At 59.4% G+C, this 23,051-nt stretch carries 19 protein-coding genes and 2 pseudogenes; 12 read left to right on the top strand and 9 right to left on the bottom strand.

Annotated elements, in window-relative coordinates; all coding sequences use genetic code 11:
• The 4 genes and pseudogenes from ACFW0H_RS26865 to ACFW0H_RS26880 all read right to left on the bottom strand — a co-directional run.
• Positions 1–265: FAD-binding oxidoreductase (locus ACFW0H_RS26865; RefSeq protein ID WP_422916898.1), on the bottom strand; the 265-nt coding region annotated here is incomplete at its 3' end.
• 8 nt (positions 266–273) lie between these two features.
• Complete coding sequence (locus ACFW0H_RS26870) at positions 274–1,530, bottom strand: aromatic ring-hydroxylating oxygenase subunit alpha (RefSeq protein WP_422916899.1); 1,257 nt, start codon at positions 1,528–1,530, stop codon at positions 274–276.
• 126 nt (positions 1,531–1,656) lie between these two features.
• A complete protein-coding gene (locus ACFW0H_RS26875) occupies positions 1,657–2,595 on the bottom strand; it encodes a LysR substrate-binding domain-containing protein (protein ID WP_422916900.1) in 939 nt (312 codons plus the stop codon).
• A gap of 188 nt (positions 2,596–2,783) precedes the next feature.
• Positions 2,784–3,032 (bottom strand): annotated as a pseudogene (locus tag ACFW0H_RS26880) (aldehyde dehydrogenase family protein); the annotation flags it as partial.
• A 412-nt stretch (positions 3,033–3,444) separates the two neighbouring features.
• Here ACFW0H_RS26880 and proX (ACFW0H_RS26885) point away from each other — a divergent pair.
• The 5 genes and pseudogenes from proX (ACFW0H_RS26885) to ACFW0H_RS26905 form a co-directional block, all read left to right on the top strand.
• Positions 3,445–4,473, top strand: a complete 1,029-nt coding sequence (gene proX, locus ACFW0H_RS26885; protein ID WP_422916901.1) for a glycine betaine/L-proline ABC transporter substrate-binding protein ProX — start codon at positions 3,445–3,447, stop codon at positions 4,471–4,473.
• Between the two features lie 345 nt (positions 4,474–4,818).
• Positions 4,819–5,271 carry an aconitase X swivel domain-containing protein gene (locus ACFW0H_RS26890; protein WP_422916902.1) on the top strand — a complete coding sequence of 151 codons (453 nt, stop codon included), beginning with the start codon at positions 4,819–4,821 and terminating at the stop codon, positions 5,269–5,271.
• Positions 5,264–6,538, top strand: a complete 1,275-nt coding sequence (locus tag ACFW0H_RS26895; protein WP_422916903.1) for an aconitase X — start codon at positions 5,264–5,266, stop codon at positions 6,536–6,538. The genes ACFW0H_RS26890 and ACFW0H_RS26895 overlap by 8 nt, the downstream gene beginning before the upstream one ends.
• A 259-nt stretch (positions 6,539–6,797) precedes the next feature.
• Complete coding sequence (locus tag ACFW0H_RS26900; RefSeq protein WP_422916904.1) at positions 6,798–7,727, top strand: ornithine cyclodeaminase family protein; 930 nt, start codon at positions 6,798–6,800, stop codon at positions 7,725–7,727.
• A gap of 214 nt (positions 7,728–7,941) precedes the next feature.
• Positions 7,942–8,621 (top strand): annotated as a pseudogene (locus tag ACFW0H_RS26905) (transposase); the annotation flags it as partial.
• Between the two features lie 75 nt (positions 8,622–8,696).
• Here ACFW0H_RS26905 and ACFW0H_RS26910 read toward each other — a convergent pair.
• Genes ACFW0H_RS26910 through ACFW0H_RS26920 form a run of 3 tightly spaced genes read right to left on the bottom strand, consistent with a single transcriptional unit; the run spans position 8,697 to position 10,796 of the window.
• Positions 8,697–9,038, bottom strand: coding sequence for a RidA family protein (locus ACFW0H_RS26910; protein WP_422916955.1), 342 nt, complete (start codon positions 9,036–9,038; stop codon positions 8,697–8,699).
• 11 nt (positions 9,039–9,049) lie between these two features.
• Positions 9,050–9,400, bottom strand: a complete 351-nt coding sequence (locus ACFW0H_RS26915; RefSeq protein WP_422916905.1) for a cupin domain-containing protein — start codon at positions 9,398–9,400, stop codon at positions 9,050–9,052.
• Positions 9,401–9,410: 10 nt separating this feature from the next.
• On the bottom strand, positions 9,411–10,796 hold the full coding sequence (locus ACFW0H_RS26920) for an MFS transporter (protein WP_422916956.1): 1,386 nt from the start codon (positions 10,794–10,796) through the stop codon (positions 9,411–9,413).
• Between the two features lie 861 nt (positions 10,797–11,657).
• Between ACFW0H_RS26920 and ACFW0H_RS26925 the strand changes: the two genes are divergently transcribed.
• The 7 genes from ACFW0H_RS26925 to ACFW0H_RS26955 all read left to right on the top strand — a co-directional run bounded on the left by ACFW0H_RS26925 (position 11,658) and on the right by ACFW0H_RS26955 (position 20,077).
• Complete coding sequence (locus tag ACFW0H_RS26925) at positions 11,658–12,818, top strand: quaternary amine ABC transporter ATP-binding protein (RefSeq protein ID WP_422916906.1); 1,161 nt, start codon at positions 11,658–11,660, stop codon at positions 12,816–12,818.
• Between the two features lie 58 nt (positions 12,819–12,876).
• Positions 12,877–13,830, top strand: a complete 954-nt coding sequence (proW, locus tag ACFW0H_RS26930; protein ID WP_422916907.1) for a glycine betaine/L-proline ABC transporter permease ProW — start codon at positions 12,877–12,879, stop codon at positions 13,828–13,830.
• Between the two features lie 56 nt (positions 13,831–13,886).
• Positions 13,887–14,915 carry a glycine betaine/L-proline ABC transporter substrate-binding protein ProX gene (proX, locus tag ACFW0H_RS26935; RefSeq protein WP_422916908.1) on the top strand — a complete coding sequence of 343 codons (1,029 nt, stop codon included), beginning with the start codon at positions 13,887–13,889 and terminating at the stop codon, positions 14,913–14,915.
• A gap of 75 nt (positions 14,916–14,990) precedes the next feature.
• A complete protein-coding gene (gene dddP / locus ACFW0H_RS26940; RefSeq protein ID WP_422916909.1) occupies positions 14,991–16,337 on the top strand; it encodes a dimethylsulfonioproprionate lyase DddP in 1,347 nt (448 codons plus the stop codon).
• Between the two features lie 48 nt (positions 16,338–16,385).
• Positions 16,386–17,582: a formaldehyde dehydrogenase, glutathione-independent gene (gene fdhA, locus ACFW0H_RS26945; protein ID WP_422916910.1), complete on the top strand. Its 1,197-nt coding sequence runs from the start codon at positions 16,386–16,388 to the stop codon at positions 17,580–17,582.
• Between the two features lie 409 nt (positions 17,583–17,991).
• Positions 17,992–18,873, top strand: coding sequence for a DMT family transporter (locus ACFW0H_RS26950; RefSeq protein ID WP_422916911.1), 882 nt, complete (start codon positions 17,992–17,994; stop codon positions 18,871–18,873).
• A 313-nt stretch (positions 18,874–19,186) separates the two neighbouring features.
• Complete coding sequence (locus ACFW0H_RS26955; protein WP_422916912.1) at positions 19,187–20,077, top strand: DMT family transporter; 891 nt, start codon at positions 19,187–19,189, stop codon at positions 20,075–20,077.
• Positions 20,078–20,284: 207 nt separating this feature from the next.
• Here the strand turns inward: ACFW0H_RS26955 and ACFW0H_RS26960 are convergent, their stop codons facing one another.
• Positions 20,285–21,337, bottom strand: coding sequence for a proline racemase family protein (locus ACFW0H_RS26960; protein ID WP_422916913.1), 1,053 nt, complete (start codon positions 21,335–21,337; stop codon positions 20,285–20,287).
• 201 nt (positions 21,338–21,538) lie between these two features.
• Positions 21,539–22,987: an NADP-dependent succinate-semialdehyde dehydrogenase gene (gabD, locus tag ACFW0H_RS26965; RefSeq protein ID WP_422916914.1), complete on the bottom strand. Its 1,449-nt coding sequence runs from the start codon at positions 22,985–22,987 to the stop codon at positions 21,539–21,541.
• Between the last annotated feature and the right edge of the window lie 64 nt (positions 22,988–23,051).

The raw sequence follows: 23,051 nt of genomic DNA on the forward strand, positions 1-23,051 counted from the left end.
ACGACAAGGTGTAGCAGCGCGACACCGTCTCCCCGTTGATCACTGGCGAGACGGTGAGGAACTGGCCCGGCTCGTAGGCCAGCGAAGGGTAGTCCGGGCAGTGGAAGGTAAACGTCTTCACGTCGTGGGTCTCGTCCACGACGCTCAGGCATTCGATGCGCTTGCTATCGCCGCTGGCCCATTGGGCGCCGTGGGCGGCCCAATGGTCGGTATCGGCGAAGCGTTGATCAGCGCGCAGGCTGGCGATATTTTCAAACATGCTCATCACCGTACTCACACGCCATGAGCCGCGAGGCGGGCCGCGTACCAACGGGAGAACTGATCGACGTAAGGCTCGGTGAAGGACGAGAAGGGGCCCGGGATGTAGCCTGGGTCCTGGGTGCCGCTGTGGGTGATGGCAACCAAGCTGGCATCCTGCTGGTTGGTGGCGATCCAAACCTCGGTCAGCTTCTGCAGATCGTAATCGACACCCTCCACGGCATCTTTGTGTACCAGCCATTTAGAGCGGACCAAGGTCTTGTCCGGGGCCAGCGGTATGATCCAGCTGATGATCGCGTGGTCGCTCATCACATGGGTCCAGGAACTGTGGGTCCACATGTGGGTATCGCCCAGGTCGCGGCGCGTCAGGTTGCCGAGCAGTTTGGTGCAAGCGACCTTGGTATCGAGAGTCTGCGACTCGCCGCAGCCGGCGATGATCATGCGCTGGGTGCGGAACTGGGTGACAGCGTCTTCATCCAAACGCTCGACGGTGGCATAGAGCAGACCTTCGCTCTCCCAGTTTTGTTCGATCTCGGCCTTGCGTTTCTTGTACTCGTCAAAGGCCAGCAGCGATTCTTCGTTCATCTCCTCCAGGCTGACGCCAAGGTCTTCGGATAGGAACGACACGATCAGCTCTGGGTGGGTACCCGCGCAGTGATAGCACTCGCGGTTGTTTTCCATTACCAGCTTCCAGTTGCCGTTTTCGATGATTTCGGACTCGTAGGCGACTTTGGTGTTGGTCAGGTCATACGGCGCGAAACGCGGCAGCATGGTTTCTTCCAGCAGCGCGATGTCTGCGGGTGGGTTGTCGCTCAAGCAGACAAACACGTGCGTGCCGACCACTTTGCAGTGCACGGGAATCAGGCTGCGGCATTCCGGGTCGAAGCTCTTGCCCATATGGCTTGCGTGCTTGAGGCTGCCATCCAAGTCGTAGGTCCATTGATGGTAGGGGCAGACCAGCATGCCGACGGTGGACTTGCCAGCGTCTTTCAAGCGGGCTCCGCGGTGGCGGCATACATTGCGGTAGGCGCGCACCTGATCATCATCATCGCGCACGACGATGATGGATGACTTACCAATGTCGATGGTATAGACATCACCAGGCTCGGCGACGTCGGCCGTGACGGCGACGACAATCCAATGTTTGGTGAAGAAGATATCCATGTCGTTGTCAAAGATATCCTGGCGACCGAAAAGTTCGGCATTCATGCCAAAACCCGGTTGACGCGAGGCAACTAAATCACCGTGGGATTTAATAGGCGCAATGTTCATTTCTACCTCAGGCACTTTCTTGTTAGGACATCGCGAGGATGGCGTGCCTAATTATTTAAGGGGCCTTAAATAGCGTCAATGCGCCTATTTCTACCAGGGGCATTACTTGAAGTTATGAAGCCCTGTTCAACTGTTTACTGGTGGTAACTTTTCCTGCAGCCAGCGCGTCAGCGCGCGAATTTCAGGCGTACTGCTTCGGCCATTTGGAATAACGATGTAATAAGCGTCCTCAGGGCGCACTACAAAGGGTTCCAACCGCACCAGTTCACCGGTTGCCAACGCATCTTCAACAAGCCTTCCCCAGCCCAGTGCGATGCCGAATCCGCGCATGGCGGCAAGGACATTATCGGTATGCACATTGCAACGCAGCGCAAAGTTGAGCTTGGGAGTGTTCAAGCCCAGTTCCCTGAACCAGCCCTGCCAGTCCATCCATCCTTCTGAAGTCGAACCGGCATCCAGCAGATCGGCACTTGCCAGCTCCTCCAGTGTTACCGGCTGTCGGTTTCTGGCCAGCCAAGACGGTGAACACACCGGAAAAATCTCCTCTTCAAACAGCAGCGTCGCGGAGCCATCGCTCCAGCGGCCGCTTCCATAACGTACTTCCAGATCAATTTCTTGCGCCCGCAGGTCGCCTGTGAACATCTGGGTAGCAAGACGCAATGTCACATTGGGCAATACGTCACGCAGCGTGACGAGCCTGGGCATGACGCGAAACTGGGAGAAAGCAGCGGTTGTCCCGAGCACGATTTCTTGCCTGCGCGGCCCTAGGGCCTTGCGGTCGAATACCGTGGCAATCTTCTGGAATGACTCGGATATCGCCGCATACAGATCATGACCGTCATCGGTGAGCTGTATGCCCTTGGGGGACCGGAGAAACAGCTGCATGTCGAAGTTTTCTTCAAGCATCTTGACCTGCTTGCTGACGGCCGCCTGGGTTACCCCCAGCTCCCTCGCTGCCTGGGTAAAGCTGTTCAGGCGGGCGACCGACTCAAACTGCAGTAGGGCTGTCATGGAGGGGATAATCCGACGGTATCCCTTGTGTTTGCTGCCGGTGCTTTGGCTCATCATTGTTATTCCGGAAACGAAGCTTCTCGCGATGCTGGCAGGAAAATTACTATGTTCTAGGCAGGAGCGCCTGCAAAAAGAAATCGGAGGGGTTAGGACCGTCCGCTAGCCCAGCTTGGGTAAAGTGCCTGAACTGGTTTTCGGACGCCGCCAGCCAGCAACCAACCGGGCAATATGGGCGGCCTCGCGATCATTAGTTCGAGCCAGCGCAGCTTGGTGGAACGCTCTTTGTCGGTCAGTGTGCGCCAGGCCGGCAGGGCCTTGTAGACGGCTTCGATGGTGCGACGGGCTTCCGCGGCGCTCTTCTTCGGCACTGTGCCAATGATTTCACCGGTGGCAGGGTTGGTCACGTTGATCGTCTGGACGCTGTCCGCATCCAGCCACTCACCGTTGATGAAGGCCTGCTGGTGGAACAACGTTGAGTCGTTCAATTGCATCGATTGGCTTCCTGTGCATGCATTGCTCGAACAATGCCTGGTGCAGCGGAACATCACCATTACAAGACAGACAATTGGCAGGAGAAATGCCAAGGCGCTAGACGCTGCTAAGGATTCGATTCAACAACAAGAGCAAAGCTCTTTCGGATAATAACTTAGCCTGCGAACAACTTTAAGGCCATACCCCATTACCTGGGCTCATAGGATTGTTGTCGGCGCATTCTTGTCATATAAATTGGCATAGATATCCAATGCGGCTTGCACTTATCGAGTTAAATTTCAATTATTGAAAGCTCGTCCTGCCCGTGCTCGCCGATGCGCCGCAAAAATAACGACGACGCGCGATAGCCAGGATTTTCATCCTATTGATCTGCCGTATTCCAAGACAACAACCACAAAAAGGTACGCGAAGATGTCGGATTCAAAGTTCAGCAATCTCTTTCTGCAGTGCGCCTCAACCGTAATGCTCACCTTGGCTTGCCTTCACGCCAGTGCTTCGGCTGAAAAGCCGGGGGAGGGCGTAAAGATCACGCCGGCTTTCCCGACCGTAGATGAAGAGCGCTTCCGTGGTGAAGTGGCTTTGGAGGGCCTGCGAGAACTGGGCTACAACGTCCAGCAACCCAAGGAAACCGAATACGCCACCATGGTGCTCGCAGTCGGCTTCGGTGATGCCGACTTCACCGTCAATTCGTGGGACAAGCTGCACGCGAGCTTCTACGAGAAGGCCGGTGGCGATGAAGCCATGATCAAGGCCGGCAACATAATACCGGGCATCCTGCAGGGTTATCTGATCGACAAGAAGACCGCCGATCAATACCACATCAAGTACATCACCGACCTGAAAAAACCCGAGATCGCCAAGCTCTTCGACGCCGACGGTGACGGCAAGGCCGACATGACAGGTTGTAACCCAGGCTGGGGCTGCGAGCTGGTCATCGCCCACCAGATGAAAGCCTACGACCTGGAGAAAAGCATTCATGTGAACCAAGGTTCGTACTTCGCGCTGATGGCCGACACCATTACGCGCTTCAAGGAAGGCAAGCCCGTCCTGTACTACACCTGGGTTCCGCAATGGGTGGCAGGGGTGTTGGTCGAAGGGCGTGATGTGGTCTGGCTGGAAGTGCCTAAGACCGACCTGCCAGACGGCAACAACGACGTCGATACGACCTATCAAGGCAAGAACCTTGGCTTTGCCCTGGACAAGGTCGAAGCACTGGTGAACCGCAAGTTCGCCGAGAAGAACCCGGCTGCCGTGAAGTTCCTGTCGCTGATGCAGATTCCGGCGGCGGATGAGAGCGCGCAAAACCTGAAGATGCAGAACGGTGAGAAATCACTCGTCGATATCAAGCGCCACACCAAGGAGTGGATCGCCGCGCACCGCGAGCAGTTCGATCAGTGGCTGCAAGCTGCGCGAACCGCAGCCATGCAAGCCAGCAACTGACCCGCCCAAATGTGGGCAAGGTGGAAGGGGAGGGGGACGGAATAAAGCTGAAAACCAGGCTGCCGGTCACCGGGACCGGCTGCGAGGTACTGATCCGCTAGCCGTTCGAAGAAAGCTTCCTGCGTGATTGAAGCGGTTGATGCCTCTGCGAAGATCGGCAGCCTGAGCATGCACTTGAGTTCGATGCAGGCGTATCGAAGAAATTCTTGATCGCCCCACACCGTACCTTCTCCTGAAACAGGCTAACCCCCACACGGGGCTGGACAGCGACAGCAGATGAAGAAATAGAGGTTCCAGTCGCGACGATAGCGGCGAACTGGAGCCTGTGTAGCCCGAGGAGATGAAATGAACGAGCAAGTCAGTTTTGCCGGGAGGCAGCCGCTGCATACCGCAAAAGCGCGGGTGCTGGTCAGCGGTAGCGCGCAAGCGCCTCTGCGTGCCACCCGCAACATGATCAGTTTCTGGGGCGGTTACGACCCGGCCAGCGGGGTGATCATCGACCGCCACCACCCGCTGAGTGGCGAGAACCTGACCGGTAAGATCTTCGCCCTGCCAAAGGGCAAAGGGTCGAGCACTGGCAGTGCGGTGCTGCTCGATGCATTGCAGTCGGGGCATGCTCCGGCCGCAATCATCCTTAACAAGGTCGATGAAATCATCGCGCTAGGCGTAGTGGTTTTCGAAGAGTTCTTTGGACAGAAAATTCCGGTGGTGCAACTGGACGATGCCGATTTCGAAGCGGTGTTCTCGGCCAGCGGTGCGAGCATTTCGGAAGATGGAACGGTGGCACTGTATGAATGACTTCATGAATCAGATCGAACTCTCCGAACGCGACAAGGCAATGCTGGCCGGTGAGGAAGGCCGCGCGGTGCAGATCGCCATGCGCATCGTGCTGCGGATCGCGCAGATGCAGGGCGCGAAGAAGCTTGTAGACATCACCAGCGTGCATGTGGGCGGTAGCATCTATACCGGCCAGGCGAGCCTCAAGGTCATCGAGGCCCTGGCCGAAATGGGCGCACGCGTGCGGGTGCCGACATCGATCAATGCAATTTCCATTGATCGCAAACGCTGGCAGGAGCAGAACATCGACCCCGAATTCGCAGGCTATGCCGACCGCCTGGCCCAAGGTTTCGAGCAGATGGGCTGCAAGCCTATCTTCTCTTGCACGCCTTATGTCTTCCCCGAAACCCCAAAAGTCGGTGATGACATTGTCTGGGCCGAGTCCAACGCCATTGTTTACTCCAACAGTGTGCTGGGCGCGCGGACCAACCGCCAGGGCGACTTCCTCGACATCTGCGCCGCAATCGTCGGCCGCGCGCCTTATTGCGGGCTGCACATGGAAGAGAACCGCAAGGGCAACTTCGTTATCAATATCCCTCGCCTAGCCAATGTGGACAGCTCGTTCTACACCGTTCTGGGTTACCTGATCGGCAAGCATGCCGGTACCGATATCCCCGTGATCTGTGGCGTCGAAGAAAAACCGACCCTAGAAGACCTGAAATACCTCAGTTCTACGCTGGCCACTTCGGGCGCGGTCGGTCTGTTCCACATGGTCGGCGTCACGCCTGAGGCGCCGACGCTGGAAGTGGCGCTGGGTGGTAAGGCACCTACCCGGACCTTGGACATCACCCAGGAAGAGCTGCTGTCGGTGTTCGAGAAACTCTCGACCACCCAAGAGGAGAAGCTGGACCTGGTGCTACTTGGCAGCCCCCATTTCACCCTCGGCGACTTCAGGGAACTGGCCGAACTGGTGGAAGGCCGACAGTCCAGCAAGGACTGCGACTTCCTCATCACCACCAGCCAGTATGCCTATGAGCAGGCTCAAGGGGCCGGGTATCTGGAACGGATCGAACAGTTTGGCGCGCGGGTCAGCACCGACATCTGCCTGTGCATGCTCAATGCCGACATGTTCCCTGCCAGTGCTAAAACAGCGATGACCAACTCGGGCAAGTTCGCGCACTACGGGCCAGGCCTGATTGGCAAGGGCGTGTCCTACGGCAGCCTGCTTGACTGCGTGAACTCTGCCGTGGAGGGCAGGCGCATCATTGGCAGACCTCGCTGGTTGTAGTAATCAACCTTGATCGGGATAGTGATCGCGCAGAAAGCGAAGGCCGCAAGCTCGACACTTACCCTGTGGGCGCGGGCCGAACCGCGAACAAGGGTGGAGCTTTCACCATCCTCCGCAGTGTGATCTTCGCGGGCAGCCCGCTCCCACAGGTTCCTGCTGAATCAAGTCTTTAGGATTTGCCCTAGAAGGTTGTGGGCACTGGGGAATGCTGTTGTCTTTCGCTAGTGCCCTGTCTATTCGCCGCACTACAGGACTACACATGAAAATCGTCTCAGCAGAACAGATACATGCCGTACTCAACTGGGAGGGCGTGCTCGACGCCCTACGGCACGTGCATCGGGGCGTTCGCCCGAGCATCGATGACTACTTCCTGGGCGATAGCGAGTACGGCTTGTTCAGCCGCGGGGTGATTCTTCCCGGTGTCGGTGCTGGCGTGAAGATAGCGTCGATCTTCCCCGCCAATCTGCAGGCCACCCCACCTCGCCCCGCCGAGCAAGCTGTGTTCGTGGTCATCGATGAACAGACCAAGGCCGTCAGTGCCATCTTCGATGGGCCAGCCATAACCGCGTGGAAAACCGCAGCCGATTCGGCACTGGCGGCCGAGAAGCTGAGCCGCGAAGACAGTGCCGTACTTCTGGTGCTCGGCGCAGGCCCTATTGCTCGTGCCTTGACTGAAGCCTACCTGCACATCAGGCCCAGCATTCGCGAGGTGCTGTTGTGGAACCGCACTGCGGCCAAGCTGCAGCACGTGGAGGAGGAGCTCGACCAGCGTGGCATCAACGCGCGCATCGTAACTGATCTGGACGGTGCCGTCGCACAGGCGGATATCGTCGTATCGGCCACGGCTTCGTCTTCACCCTGCGTGAAGGGTCAGTTTGTTCGTGAGGGTACGCATGTCGACCTGGTTGGAGGCTACCGGCCGGATATGCAGGAGGCTGACCAAGGCCTATTCGCCGTTGCCCGACTGTTCGTCGATGACCGGCAAAGTGCGCTGAATTCCGGCGACCTGCAAATCCCTCTGCAAGCCGGGATCATCAGCGAAGAAACCATCGAGGGTGATCTTTTCGAACTCTGCCAGTCGTCCTCGTTCGTGCGACAAGCGTCCGACATCACAGTTTATAAAAATGCCGGTGGTGCGCACCTGGACTTGACTGTTTGCCAGCACGTTCTGCGCCAGCTGAGTCACTGAATTCAAAGGCATGCAACCGATTCATGATCTTTGATGATCAGCGATCTGCAGCAAATGTTGATGCTTTTGTGCCATGGGAAAGCGGTGAATAGTGCCGATCGCCAGGGTTTACGTTGTCTTTTAGAGCATGGTGGATTGGTCTCTCGCCAGCCACCAGTTCTGTCGTAAGTTTTCCAGTTAAGTGGCACACAACCGGTTTGGGGGTTTGCGCTATCCGTCGATCCATGAACGCCGACTGCGCCGGGGGCGCGATCAGGACTTGTTGGATCAGCGCGTTCTGCTCCAGGTGCCGGGGCGTCGGATCGATTGCCTGCGTTGTGGGCGGGCGACTGAGCGGATCGACTGGCTCGAGAGCTTGCTGCAACTGTTCCCCACTAGTCATGTCAGCCGCCCCACCGGCCTGCATTAGCGCACCCTCAAGACCCCCGATAAACTCCGCTTGGAAGCTGAAGTAGGGACCTTCGAGCTGGGCGAAGTATGCCGCCAAGTCTTGGACGAGTTTGTCCTGCAAGGGCCATCGCCACGCTACGGGGATCATGGATACCGATCGGATGCGGGTGATGGGTGGCCAAGGCAACAGCCGTGGGGCGATCCGCCCATTGGGTTGCTAGGCAAACACTGCCAACGGATCGAGGCGGACGCGTCGGCTTTCGATCTAGAGGCGAAGCGGCATTGCCCGCAGGCCGAGGTGATATGCGACCTGTTTCATGTGGTGGCGCGTTACGGCCGCGAGGTGATCGACTGTATCTGCGTCGATCAGGCTAAGCTCCTGCGCGAGGACAAACCGACGCGCAAGGTGGTCAAGCAGAGCCGCTGGCTGTCGCTGCACAATCGCGAAACCTCAAGGACCGGCAGGCCGTGCAGCTGCAGGATCTGCTCGCGGCCAACCAGCCAAGCGTCCATACAGATAAGAAGAAGCCGCTGCGGGTCCAGGCGACCGGCAGCGGCTTAACAGGTGAAGCGATGAAGTTAGAGCTGGCCGAATGCCTGGATCTCAATCCGATATTCCGGCGTGGCCAGAGCCGCGCCGACACAGGCACGGACGGGGGGCTGGTCGCCCACCCAGGCGTCATACACTTCGTTCATCGTCGCGAACTCGGACATGTCCGCCAGCCAGATCTGCATCCGAGTCAAGTTGGCCTTGCTGGCACCGATTTGCGCCAGCCACTGCTCGAGTTGGTCGAGTACGCAACGGGTCTGCGCGGCAATGTCGCCTTGAGGTGCGAGAGCGACGATGCCGGAGGTCTCGATGCGGCCGTCCACCAACACCATCTGGCTGGCGCGGTGGCCGGGATTGATACGTTCGATCATCAATAGCTCCTTCAGAACAGCACGTAGGTCTTGCGCAGGGTTTCGCGGATGTCCCATACACCCTCACAGTTCTCCGGGAACAGCACGGCATCGCCGGCACGCAGCTCGACCGGCTCGCCGCCGTCAGGAGTGAAAGTGCACCAGCCGCTGACGATGTGGCTGAACTCGCGGTTCTTCAGATGGCGACGGAACACACCCGGGCTGCTTTCCCAGACGCCGATGCTGGCACCAACCGAGTCGTCGGTATGGTGCTGGCCAGTGGCGGCATGGGCGATGATCTCGCCGACTGGCAGGCGTGCCGGGGCAGTTTCGCCCAGCGGCGACTCGGCGGCGTTGCGGACGACGGTGAGTACTTGGCTCATAGGGGCTCCTTCAGGTTTTGCGAGCGAGAGATCGGGAAGTGGAGTTGGGCGCTGCTTGCTTGCCGCTGTCACCCAGGGCGGCGGCCTGTTGCAGGTCGAGCTTGCTGGTTTCCGGTGCCAGCCACCAGGAGATCAAGGCGCCGAACAGCGACACGCCGGCGGCGATGAACATGGTGTCGGCGATACCCAGGGTGCTCAGCGACATCGGCACTAAGTAGGTGCCCAACGCTGCGCCGACCCGCGATAGGGAGGTGGCCAGGCCCACTGCTGAGGCGCGGATCTCGGTGGGGAACAGCTCGTTGGGGTACACGTACGTCAGCACCTGGGCGCCGCCGATCAGCACCGCGTAGGCGCCAAAAATGATCAGCACGGTCATCGGCGCGCTATCCGGAAACTGTCCCAACAGCATCAGCGCCAGCCCCGACCAGAGGAAGCTGTGAATCAGCATCCGGCGCCGGCCCATGGCGTTGATCAGTTTGGTCGCACCCAGGCAGCCGATGGTGAACAGGAAGGTAATTGCCAGCGAACCGTAGCTTGCCCAATCACCTGTAAGATTCAGCGCCTGAAGCACCTTAGGTGCGAAGGCGTAGATGGCGAACAGCGGGACAATAGCGCAGGTCCAGAACAGAGTAATGAAGGCCATGCGCTTGCCATAGCCGGAGTGGAACAGTGACCACACCGAAACCTGGCGCTGGTTGGCTGGCTCGGGCAAGTCAGCGACCGAGTAGTTCGAGCCGTAGACCCGTTTGATTACCGCGTCGGCCTCAGCCACACGGCCCTTGCTCAACAGCCAGCGTGGCGACTCCGGGGTGCCACTGCGCGCCAGCAGGAACAGCCCACCGGGCACCACGGCACTGGCCAGTACCCAGCGCCAGGCATCGTCGCCGGCCACCCGCAACAGGATCTCACCGACCAGATAGGCTACCGCGGCACCGGCGAACCACATCAGCACCATAGCCGCCAGCAGCGGCCCGCGGTGCTTGCGCGGCAGGAACTCGGCCAGCAGCGAAGTGGCGATCGGATAATCGGCGCCGACCGCCATGCCGATCAGCAGTCGCCAAACAAGCAATAGCCACGCCGACTCGACCCAGAACTGCGCCAAGGAGAAACCGACGATGGCGATCAGGTCGACTAGGTAGAGGATCTTGCGGCCGTATTTGTCGGTGAACCATCCACCGAGGAAACCACCGAGGAACACGCCAACCAGTGCTGAGGCGGCGATCAGACCTTCCCATAAGGCCGACAGTTGTAGGGCGGAGCTGATCTGCATCATCACCACGCCGATGATGCTCAGGACGTAGCCGTCAAGGAACGGCCCACCGGACGAATAGACTGTGAGTTTGCGGTGAAACGCGTTCAGTGGAACATCTTCGATGGAGCGTTTGGAACTGGGCATTGAAGCAACCTCATTGTTGTTATTGCGCACACGCAGTCATCGTCAGCAACGGATCGCCGATTCGACGGTGAGACTAGGTGTTTGTCAGAAGGACGCCTATGCCCGATCGAGTCGCAGCGCCCCTGCTGTCAATGAGTATCGCATCGGATTTTACGGTTGATATATAACGTACGGGACGTGTCGTCTTATATTTTGCTTCGACAGAAAGGGCAAACGGAGCCAGAGTTTCGTCATTGACTATGCGTGGAGGACATCGACTTTGTTTGAATCCGACATGCAATTTGTAACATCTAGGATTTAGTCGGAAATTGAAAGGCCACGAGCAGAAAAAGGACGGAGCGCCTAACAGCGATCTAGGTCGCTGAGGGGGGCGTTCGAGTCGCACGGCGCTGACACCGAGAGACGGGGCGCCTCCTTTCTACGCTTGGCAGCCCCGGGTTATCTGGCTGCTGGGCCGGCTTTCCTTGGCCGCAGCGCCGAGGGCGCAAGGGGCGGGCGCCGAAATACTATAAATTGACGCTCTTATCCTATTCCGGCATGTGGTGGAGGGCTACAGTTCAGTTAGTCCTTCGATAATTACATCTACCTGTACTTTTATGTTGGCGTTGTTTGTTGGCTGTCCAGGCATATCAACAGGCATGATGCGAAGAGTAAGAAGAAGCGCCGTACATTAAATTTTACGGAGGCGGTCTTTGATTTCGCAGCCACCTAAAGAGGGTGCGGACTTGAAGAAAAAGATATTTCTATCCTGACTCGCTCAATTTTATGAGCGGCCTGCCAATTTGGTGTCAGCAGCTTTTTTCGAAAAAACGAAATGGGCGCTGAGTATTTATTGGTCATAAGTATAATAAAGAGGGTCGTATGAGCAATGCCGATGAAATTCTTTCGGTGAACCACATCTACAAGGTGTTCGGTCCCAAACCGGACCTAGCCATGGAGATGCTCCGCAAGGGTGCCGACAAGAACGAGATATTCAGCAAGACCGGCCACGTCGTCGGCGTGTTCGATGCAAGCTTTTCCGTCAAGCGTGGTGAGATCTTCGTGATCATGGGACTGTCCGGCTCGGGCAAGTCCACCATGGTGCGGCTGTTCAATCGTCTGATCGAGCCCACTTCCGGCAGCATCCACCTGAATGGGCGCGAAATCACCGGTCTGTCGGACAAGGCGCTGCTCGACGTCCGTCGCAAGGACATGGGCATGGTCTTCCAGTCCTTCGCGCTGATGCCTCACATGAGTGTCCTGGAGAACACCGCCTTCGGCCTGGAGATCTCTGGAGTGGGTGAGGGCGATCGCCATGCCCGAGCAATCGAGGCACTACGCCAGGTGGGTCTGGCCGGGCATGAATACAGCTACCCGCACCAGCTTTCCGGTGGGATGCAGCAGCGTGTCGGCTTGGCCCGTGCGCTGGCCAACGATCCCACCATCCTCCTCATGGATGAAGCCTTCTCCGCCCTCGACCCACTGATCCGCAGCGAGATGCAGGGCGAGCTGATCCGTCTGCAGGCCGAGCAGAAGCGCACCATTATTTTCATCTCCCACGACATCGAGGAAGCCATCCGCATCGGCCATCGCATCGCGATCATGGAAGGCGGCCGGGTGGTGCAGATCGGGACGCCTCAAGAGCTAATCAACCAGCCGGCGAACGACTACGTGCGCACCTTCTTTAAGAGCTTCGACAGCTCGCGGGTGCTCAAAGCCGGGGACGTGGCCCAGTTCGATCCGGAAGTGGTCTGCCGAGTCAACGGCAAGGCACCGCGGTTCAGGGCCGGCGTACCGTTCGGCTACCTGGTCGACGAGCACGGCCAGTTCCTCGGGGTGGTCGATACCGATCCCAGCGGTGCGTCCTCGAGCGACCGCTACAGCCAGCACGAGAAGCAGCCGGTGTACACCGACACGCCGCTGCACGACGTGCTGGGCATCGCTGCCGCGCTGCCCTACCCGGTGCCGGTGCTCGACCGTGCGGGTGCCCTCAAGGGAACCCTGTCGAAGAACCAGCTGCTGCAGACCCTGAGTCGCCACTGAGCGCGCCCGTCGCGTCGTTCACCAAGCGTTCGCGGTCTTTAGAAAGAGGTAAGCCACGATGTCCGAGTTCAATCTTCTCGATCCGTTCCAGGCCGCCACCATCCCTCTGGGCGACTGGGTAGAAAGCACCCTCAATTACCTGGTGCACAACTTCCGTGATGTATTCCGTGCCATCCGCTGGCCGATCGACCAGGTGCTCAATGGCATCGAGTTCGCCCTACAGAGCATCCCCCCGAGCATCGGCATCCTCCTGTCGACGCTGTTGGGCTGGCAGCTGGCCGGCAAGCGCATGGCGCTGCTGTGCTTCGTCACATTGACAGCACTCGGCCTGATTGGCGTTTGGTCCGAGTCCATGACCACCCTGGCCCTGGTACTCACCTCGGTGTTCTTCTGCGCCCTAATCGGCATTCCGCTGGGCATCCTCTGCGCCCGCAGCGACCGGCTGGAACGCATGATCCGGCCGCTACTTGACGCCATGCAGACGCTTCCTGCGTTCGTTTACCTGGTTCCGGTGGTGATGCTGTTCGGCATCGGCAACGTACCCGGCGTCCTGGTGACCATCGTCTTCGCCCTGCCACCGCTGGTGCGCCTGACCAACCTGGGTATCCGTCAAGTACCGGAAGACAAGATTGAGGCTGCCCGCGCGTTCGGCTGCACCCCGCGCCAGATGCTGATGCGCGTGCAGTTGCCGCTGGCCACCTCGACCATCATGGCCGGTCTCAACCAGACCCTGATGCTGTCGCTGTCGATGGTGGTAATCGCCTCGATGATCTCGGTCGGTGGTCTGGGCCAGATGGTCCTGCGCGGTATTGGCCGCCTGGACATGGGGCTGGCCACCGTCGGCGGTGTAGGGCTGGTACTGCTGGCGATCTTCCTCGACCGCCTGACCCAAGCCATGGGGGCACGCACCAGCGCCGACCCGAGCCTACGTTGGTACCACACCGGCCCCGTCGGCATCGTGCTGCGCCTGTGCGGTGTCGGGCGCACCGCAGGGCGGTCCAAGACCGCCTGAGGCATGCCGTTCTAACTGTTGCACTCCAAGACAAAAACCAGAAAAGGTACGCGAAGATGTCCGAGTTCAAGTTCTCCCGCAGTCTCCTGCAATGCGCCTCGGCCGTGGCGCTCACCGTGGTTACCTTGCATGCTGGCGCTTCTGCGGACAAACCGGGGGAGGGCGTGAAGGTCACGCCGGCGTTCCCCTCGGTGGCCGAAGAACGCTTCCGTGGCGAAGTGGCCATGCAAGGCCTGCGCGAGCTGGGCTACAAAGTCCAGGAACCGAAGGAAACCGAGTACGCCACCATGGTCCTGGCAGTCGGCTATGGCGACGCGGACTTCACAGTGAACGTCTGGGACAAGTTGCATGAAAGCTTCTATGAGCGGGCCGGTGGCGACGAAAGCATGGTCAAGGCCGGTGACATCCTGCCTGGTGTGCTGCAGGGGTACGCGATCGACAAGAAGACCGCCGAAGCCCACGGTATCAAGTACATCACCGACCTGAAGAAGCCGGAGATCGCTGCGCTGTTCGACACTGACGGTGACGGCAAGGCCGACCTGACCGGCTGCAACCCTGGCTGGGGCTGCGAACTGGTAATCGCCCACCATGTGAAGGCTTATGGCCTCGAGAAGACCGTCCATGTCAACCAGGGCTCGTACTTCGCGCTGATGGCCGACACCATTACTCGCTACAAGGAAGGCAAGCCAGTCCTCTACTACACCTGGGTACCGCAGTGGGTCTCAGGCGTACTCGTCGATGGCCGGGACGTAGTCTGGCTGGAAGTGCCCAAAACCGATCTACCTGACGGCAAAAACGATGTCGACACGATGTACCAAGGCAAAAATCTCGGCTTCGCCGTGGATAAGGTCGAGGCAGTGCTGAACAGGAAATTCGCCGAGGAGAACCCGGCCGCCCTGAAGTTCCTTTCTCTGCTGCAGATCAGCAGCGCCGATGAGAGCGCCCAGAACCTGAAGATGCAAGAGGGCCAGAACAAGCCCGCTGACATCAGCCGCCATGCTCAGGAGTGGGTGGCTGCTCATCGCCAGCAGTTCGACGAGTGGCTCAAGGCGGCCCGCGCCGCAGCAGCCCAGGCGAGCAACTGACCCGTCGGTTCTAGCGTCTGCCGCCCGCTCCGGCCGGGCGGCTCATAACAAAAATAAAATGGATGGCCGTTGATCATGATGACTTCACCGTTCTCAATACCTGCGCACTCCCGACGCATCGATCCTTCGCGGAATAGGGCGGCAGCGCTCAAGGCCGATGGCTCAGTCGATGACAACGACCGGGTGGAGATCGGCCCGACGCCCCTGGCCTTCGCTGAGTGGGCGCGCCTGGGTCTGCAGCCGCCGAACCTGCCGGCCATGCGCGAATACCGCCTGCAGCGCATCCGCGAGCAACTGGTGGCTCGGGACCTCGCCGGTGTGCTGCTGTTCGATCCGTTGAACATTCGATACGCCACCGACACCACTAACATGCAGCTGTGGACCACCCACAATCCGGCGCGGGCCTGCTTCGTTGCCGCCAGTGGCCATGTCGTGTTGTGGGACTTCCACGGTTGCGACCATCTGTCCAGGCACCTGCCTCTGGTCAGCGAGCTGCGTAGCGGAGCCTCGTTCTTCTACTTCGAGACTGGCAACCGCACTGACGAACATGCTCGACGCTTCACTGCCCAGGTCGATGACCTGCTGCGTACCCATGCCGGGACCAACCGGCGCCTGGCGGTGGACCGCATTGAGGTAGCCGGCCTGCGCGGCCTGGATGCGCTGGGCATTGAGGTGCACAGCGGCCAAGAGGTTATGGAGTTCGCTCGCCTGATCAAAGGCCCGGACGAGATCCTTGCCATGCGCTGCGCGGTGGCATCCTGCGAGGCGTCGGTAGCGGAAATGTACCAGGCCATGCGGGCTGGAGTGACGGAGAACGATGTGTGGGCAGCACTGCACGCTGGCAACATCCGGCGGGGCGGGGAGTGGATCGAGACGCGGATTCTCAACTCCGGGCCGCGTACCAATCCCTGGTATCAGGAGTCCGGTCCTCGCGTGCTCAGCGACGGCGATCTGCTGTCATTCGACACCGACCTGATTGGTGTCTACGGGTTCTGTGTGGACATGTCGCGCAGCTGGATCTGCGGCGATGTGGAGCCGACCGCAGAGCAGAAGCGTCTGTACCGAATCGCCCATGAGCACATTGCCTTCAACACCGAACTGATCCGCCCCGGCGTGCGCTTCACCGAGCTCACTACCAAGGGTCACCGTTTGCCTGAATCCTGCCGCGCCCAACGCTATGGCGTGATGTTCCATGGGGTGGGGCTGTGCGACGAATACCCGTGCATCCGCTACCCGGAAGACCTGCAATCCCATGGCTACGAAGGGGAACTGCAGGCCGGCATGGCCTTGTGTGTGGAGGCATATGTGGGCGAGGTGGGTGGTCGCGACGGGATCAAGCTGGAGAACCAGCTGCTGGTTACCGAGGAAGGCTATGAAGTGCTCACCCAATATCCTTTCGAGGCGTGCTTCCTGCGGGACTGAATTGCTCATTGCATTTATAGACACTCAGATTTTTCAACGGAGGTAAGCATGAGTGCAAGCAACAGAGGTGTAGTGTATCTCGGCGCTGGTAAGGTCGAGGTGCAGAAGATCGACTATCCGAAGATGCAGGATCCCCGCGGCAAGAAAATCGAGCACGGGGTGATCCTGAAGGTGGTCTCCACTAACATCTGCGGCTCGGACCAGCACATGGTGCGTGGCCGTACCACCGCGCAGGTCGGCCTCGTGCTCGGCCACGAGATCACTGGTGAGGTGATCGAGAAGGGCCGTGACGTGGAAAACCTGCAGATCGGCGACTTGGTTTCCGTACCCTTTAACGTCGCCTGCGGCCGCTGCCGCTCCTGTAAAGAAATGCACACCGGCGTGTGCCTGACCGTCAACCCGGCTCGCGCCGGCGGGGCCTACGGCTATGTCGACATGGGCGACTGGACGGGCGGCCAGGCCGAGTACGTGCTGGTGCCGTACGCCGACTTCAACCTGCTGAAACTGCCGAACCGCGACAAGGCCATGGAGAAGATCCGTGACCTGACCTGCCTCTCCGACATCCTGCCCACCGGCTACCACGGCGCCGTTACCGCCGGCGTTGGCCCGGGCAGCACCGTCTACGTCGCGGGTGCCGGCCCGGTGGGCCTGGCCGCTGCCGCCTCCGCCCGCCTACTGGGCGCCGCGGTGGTCATCGTCGGTGACCTCAACCCCGCCCGCCTGGCCCACGCCAAGGCGCAAGGTTTCGAGATCGCCGACCTGTCGCTGGACACCCCGCTGCACGAGCAGATCGCCGCGCTGCTGGGCGAGCCGGAAGTGGACTGCGCGGTGGATGCGGTGGGCTTCGAAGCCCGTGGTCACGGCCATGAAGGCGCCAAACACGAGGCCCCAGCCACCGTGCTGAACTCGCTGATGCAGGTCACTCGTGTGGCCGGCAAGATCGGCATCCCCGGCCTCTACGTCACCGAAGACCCGGGCGCAACCGATGCCGCGGCGAAGATCGGCAGCCTGAGCATCCGCTTTGGCCTCGGCTGGGCGAAATCCCACAGCTTCCACACCGGCCAGACCCCGGTGATGAAGTACAACCGCGCGCTGATGCAAGCGATCATGTGGGACCGCATCAACATCGCCGAAGTGGTGGGCGTGCAGGTGATCAACCTGGACGATGCGCCACGCGGTTATGGCGAGTTCGATGCCGGCGTGCCGAAGAAGTTCGTGATCGATCCACACCGCTCCTTCTCCTGAGCCTTCACAAGCGCTGGCTCGCCCCAAGCGTCGAACGGTGAAGACTGAAGAACGTCAACCTCCTCCCTGGCGGCGGAGGTTGACGCTTCCCCCGACAGCCCAGTTAGCAACTGACGCACGTACCGTCTCGCAGACAGTTCCGCGGGTTTGCATCAGCTTTGGTCCGCGGAGATGAAATGAACCATCAAGACAGTTTTGAATGCTGGCGGATCTTGCGGACAGTAAGAGGTCGAGGGGTGGTCAGTACCGAAGCAGGCAAATGCGCCACAAGCAGCATGCTGAGTTTCTGGGTCGGATCTGCCAGCACGTCTTGCGCAGATTAAAAGGTTGAAGCAGTACACCCGAGAGTGTGCTTCTCAATGGGGACACATCGGTGATCGACAGTCGATCGCCCCAGGGGAAAGAACCCATGCACACCAAAACGGCCATCAATAACGCACCCCATGCCGACACTACCCGACTGGGGATCGTGCTATGCCTGCTTTCCATGTTCATCTTCGCGTGCCAGGACGGCATCACCAAAACACTGGTCAAAGACCTTCCCGTTGTCGAACTGGTAATGGTTCGCTACTGGGTGTTCGTGGTGTTCGCGCTAATTCTCTGCAGCATCCGTGGCGGGGTAAGGCAAGCCATTAAGAGCACAAGCCCTTGGCTGCAAATCGTTCGCTCACTGCTCGGCATCCTTGAGATCGCCTTGTTCGGTCTGGCGTTACGCTACCTAGGCCTGGCCGAAACCCATGCCTTGTATGCGGTATTCCCGCTCATTACGTTGGCGCTGGCCAGGGCGTTTCTTGGCGAGCGGCTGGTGACACGCCAGTGGCTGGCCGCGACTGTCGGCTTTGCTGGGACCCTGCTAATACTGCGCCCTGGAATGGGCGTATTCGAACTGGCTGCGTTCATTCCGTTGCTTTGCGCGCTGACCTTCGCTTTCTTCAACATCCTGTCCAGGCGCATAGGTCAATCCGATTCGTTTGAAACCAACACGCTGTACATGGCGGTATTTGGAGCGATAGCGGTCAGCGTGTTCGGCATTCCTGCCTGGGTGACGCCGACAGTCAAGGAGTTTGCACTGATCGCCATTCTTTCCATCAGCGGTGTTCTGGCACAGCTGCTGCTGATCCAGGCCCTAAAGCATGCGGAGGCCTCGACGCTTCAGCCGTTCAATTTTTCCTTGCTGGCATTCGCCACCTTGATCGGGATATTCATATTTGGCGAGTCGCCCGATATCTGGACCATTACCGGTGCAATGTTCATTCTCCTCGCTGGGCTGTACGCCATAAGAACCAACTGATGGGATTCGGGGCTGAGACAGCCTCGAAGTGGTCGGCGCGCACGTCATCGATGGCAGGCGGCGCCATCCTTACCGACGTGTTCTGCGAGGCTGAATTGAGAGATTCCGGCCCGCGTGACGTCCGTTTTGCTCACCCCCGGCTGCATAACCTCACAAAACTCGTCTTGCCTGTTATATGTCGCTCCACTTGGGGCTGGGATAGTGACCCAGACTAAGTCATTTGGCTCATTCTCAAGCGGTTGCTTGGAGCCTGATCCCCGCCCTTGATCGCAGGCCCCGGTGCAAACTGATCTGGCCTGAGGTACTTCTGTTTATGTCTAGCCAGACCCAGTATGCATTTCACCTGACCGAGGATGCCAAGGCTCGCCGAAATCGCGGAATCGGATTGTGCTTGCTGGCTATGGCGGTATTTGCTTCCCAAGATGGGATCACCAAATTCCTTGTCAAGGATTTCACCATCGCGCAGCTTCTGATGGTGCGCTATTGGGTGTTTGCCGCGGTAGCCGTTGTCTTTCTGGCAGCGAGAGGAGGTATAGGCGCTGCAGCGCGAAGTACTACGCCCTGGCTTCAGGTTATTCGCTCACTGCTGGCAATTGCCGAAGCAGCCTTATTCGGTTGGGGGCTGAAGTATCTGGGGCTCGCCGAGAGCCACGCTCTCTTCGCGGTGTTTCCGCTACTGACGCTGGCATTGGCGGGGCTGCTCCTGGGGGAATTTATTAGTCTTCGCCATTGGATTGCAGCGATTGTGGGATTCGCCGGCACCTTGGTCATTTTGCGGCCTGGCGTTGGCATTTTTGATCCCGCCGCTTTGATTCCGCTGCTGGCTGCTTTGACTTTTGCTGCCTACAACCTGCTTTCTCGTCGGATCAGCCAGACCGATTCGTTCGGCACAAATGTGTTCTACATGGCAGTGGTCGGGATCGTTGCTTCCACCTGCTTCGGCCTTCCTGAGTGGGTATCGCCTACTCCTATGGAGTGGGGGTTGCTTGGTGCCTATTCACTCGCTGGGGTACTTGGGCACCTGCTTCTGATCAAGGCGCTGGAATATGCCCCTGCTACAGTCTTGCAACCCTTCAACTACACCCTCCTGGTTTTCGCTACGCTGGTTGGCTTCATTGTGTTCGACGAGGTCCCCGACAACTGGACTATGGCGGGGGCGACTCTGGTGCTTGCTGGAGGCCTATACGCCGTTAGAGTGAGGTAGGGGTGCATCCAGTACGCCGCTCCAGTTCATCAGTGCGGATATCTCCTGGGCCGTGATGATTCGCATCGTATTACCCCTTTTCGGCATGCTGCAGCTGTCGTGCAGTCATCCGAAACTAAAGAGCGCCACCGTATCAACCAGATGCGCGCTCGAAGGGGGCGGGGCGCAGCTCCATGTGGGAGCTGCGCCAAATGGTCGCAGTGATGCTTATGCCCAGATGTCACCGATGGTGAAGCCTTCCGGGAACGGATCATCGTGTTCCAGCACCAGGGTGTTGAGGCCGTAGATCCAACTCTTACCAGTGATGGTTGGGACAACCGCCTTCTTGTCGCCAATTCGCGTTTCCTCTACGAGGCGACCGGTGTAGATGTTGCCCATCAGGCCCTGATGCCGGAAATCCTGATTTATCGGCAACTCTCCTTTCGCATGGAGCGTGGCCATCTTGGCGCACGTACCGGTCCCGCATGGGCAGCGATCCAGCGCACCGGTCCAGGTCGCGGGGTCATCCCAGGAGAATTCGCCGGAAGCCATGGTCACGGCATTTTTCCAGTCGGCGTTGGGGTCATCACTCGGTCCAGACAGCTGAGAAATAGTGATGCCGACACCCGGGTAGTCAGGATGCGCGACCGGCAGTTGCTCAATGGCAGCCTGGCGAATCATCGAAGAAATGCGGGCAATTTCAGCGCCGTTCTGCGGGATCAGCTCCAGGCCCTTGAACTGACGGACGTCGGCGATGACGTAGAACATGCCGCCCCAGCCGACATCAACCTTTACCTTGCCGAGGTGCGGGACATCGATGGTCGCGTCCAGATGTGCGGCGAACGCCGGGACGTTCTGGAAGGTGACGCCCTTGACCTTGCCGTCCTTGCACTCTGCTTTGATGCGGATCAGGCCAGCAGGCGCTTCCAGGACAAGCTCGGTGACAGGTTCCTTCATTGGCAGCATGCCCATTTCGAGCAGCACGGTCACAACGGAGATCGTGTTACCACCAGACATCATCGGATACTCGATCTGCTCCAGGATAATGTAGCCAGCGTCTGCTTCCGGGTGAGTAGGCGGAACGATGATGTTGCAGCAGTGAGCCGGATAGCCCCGTGGCTCGCGCAGCAGCAGCTTGCGCAGCTGGTCGTCGTTTGCCTCCATCCATTTCATCTTTTCATGAACGGTGTTGCCGGGAATGTTGGGGATCCCACCGGTTACGACACGCATCGGAGTGCCGGCGTGGGTATCTACAGTATGAATCGTTCTTTTGAATGCCATATCTCTACCTACTCACAATGTGCGGAACCTGCAGGTAAGGCTTCCGGTTTGCTTATTGAGGCGCTGGCCACGCATGCCCGCTAGAGGTGCGGGTGGCCCTGCAGATGGACCATTTGGTGTGCACTCAAATGCTAAAGGCCGGTGATGGCGATACCTATCTCGCCACCACCGGCCTTTCAGACGATTTGGCTTATCAAGTCGTTAGACGCCAAGGCACAGGTACTTCACCTCCAGGTAGTCCTCGATGCCGTACTTGGAGCCCTCACGTCCCAGACCAGAGGCTTTGATCCCACCGAAAGGCGCCACTTCATTGGAGATCAGACCGGTGTTGATGCCCACCATGCCGTACTCCAGGGCTTCGGCTACGCGGAACACACGACCCAGGTCACGGGCGTAGAAATAGGAAGCCAGGCCGAACTCGGTATCGTTCGCCATGGCGATGACGTCGGCCTCGTCCCTGAAGCGGAACAGCGGAGCCAGCGGACCGAAGGTTTCTTCCTTGGCCACGGCGGCGTTCTTCGGTACGTCGACCAGGATGGTCGGCTCGAAGAAGGTGCCACCCAGGCTGTGCGGCTTGCCACCGGCAACCACTTTGGCGCCCTTGGAAACGGCGTCGGCGATGTGCTCCTGGACCTTGGCCACGGCCTTCTCGTCGATCAGCGGGCCAGTGGTGGTGCCATCTTCCAGGCCGTTGCCGATCTTCAGCTTGGCCACGGCGGCCTTCAGCTTCTCGGCGAAGGCTTCGTAGATGCCGTCCTGCACGTACAGGCGGTTGGCGCAGACGCAGGTCTGGCCGTTGTTGCGGTACTTGGAGATCAGCGCGCCTTCTACGGCGGCGTCCAGGTCGGCGTCATCGAAGACGATGAAGGGCGCGTTACCACCCAGCTCCAGGGACACTTTCTTGATGTCCTTGGCGCATTCGGCCATCAGTTGGCGACCGATTTCGGTGGAGCCGGTGAAGGACAATTTGCGCACCACCGGGTTGTTGGTCAGCTCGCCACCCACATCGCCGGCGCTGCCGGTGATCACACTGAATACACCCTTCGGAATACCGGCGCGAGAGGCCAGTTCGGCGAGGGCCAACGCGGAGTAGGGGGTCTGCGACGCGGGCTTGAGCACCATGGTGCAGCCGGCGGCCAGAGCAGGGCCGGCTTTACGGGTGATCATCGCGGCGGGGAAGTTCCACGGGGTGATCGCCGCAGTCACGCCGATCGGCTGCTTGATCACGATCAGGCGCTTGTCGGGCTGGTGGCCGGGAATCACATCGCCGTAGACGCGCTTGGCTTCTTCAGCGAACCATTCCAGGAACGAGGCGGCGTAGACGATCTCGCCCTTGGCTTCGGCCAGCGGCTTGCCCTGCTCGGTAGTCATGAGTCGCGCGAGATCATCCTGGTGCTCAATCATCAGTTCGAACCAGCGACGCAGCTTGTTGGCGCGTTCCTTGGCGGTTAGCGCACGCCAGGCCGGTAGAGCTCGCTCGGCAGCCTCGATGGCGCGGCGGGTTTCTGCGGTGCCCATCTTCGGCACGGTGCCGATGATTTCGCCAGTGGCCGGGTTGTTGACCTTGATAGACTGGCCGCTGTCAGCGCCCAGCCAGGTGCCGTCGATATAGGCTTGTTGACGGAACAGAGAGGAATCTTTCAGTTGCATACGGGCTCCTGAGAATTAGTGGCACAGCTGCTCCGCAGCAGTTTGATGTACTTGCTGCTGCAGA

Source organism: Metapseudomonas cellulosilytica, assembly GCF_049334135.1.
In the GTDB taxonomy this organism is placed as follows: domain Bacteria; phylum Pseudomonadota; class Gammaproteobacteria; order Pseudomonadales; family Pseudomonadaceae; genus Metapseudomonas.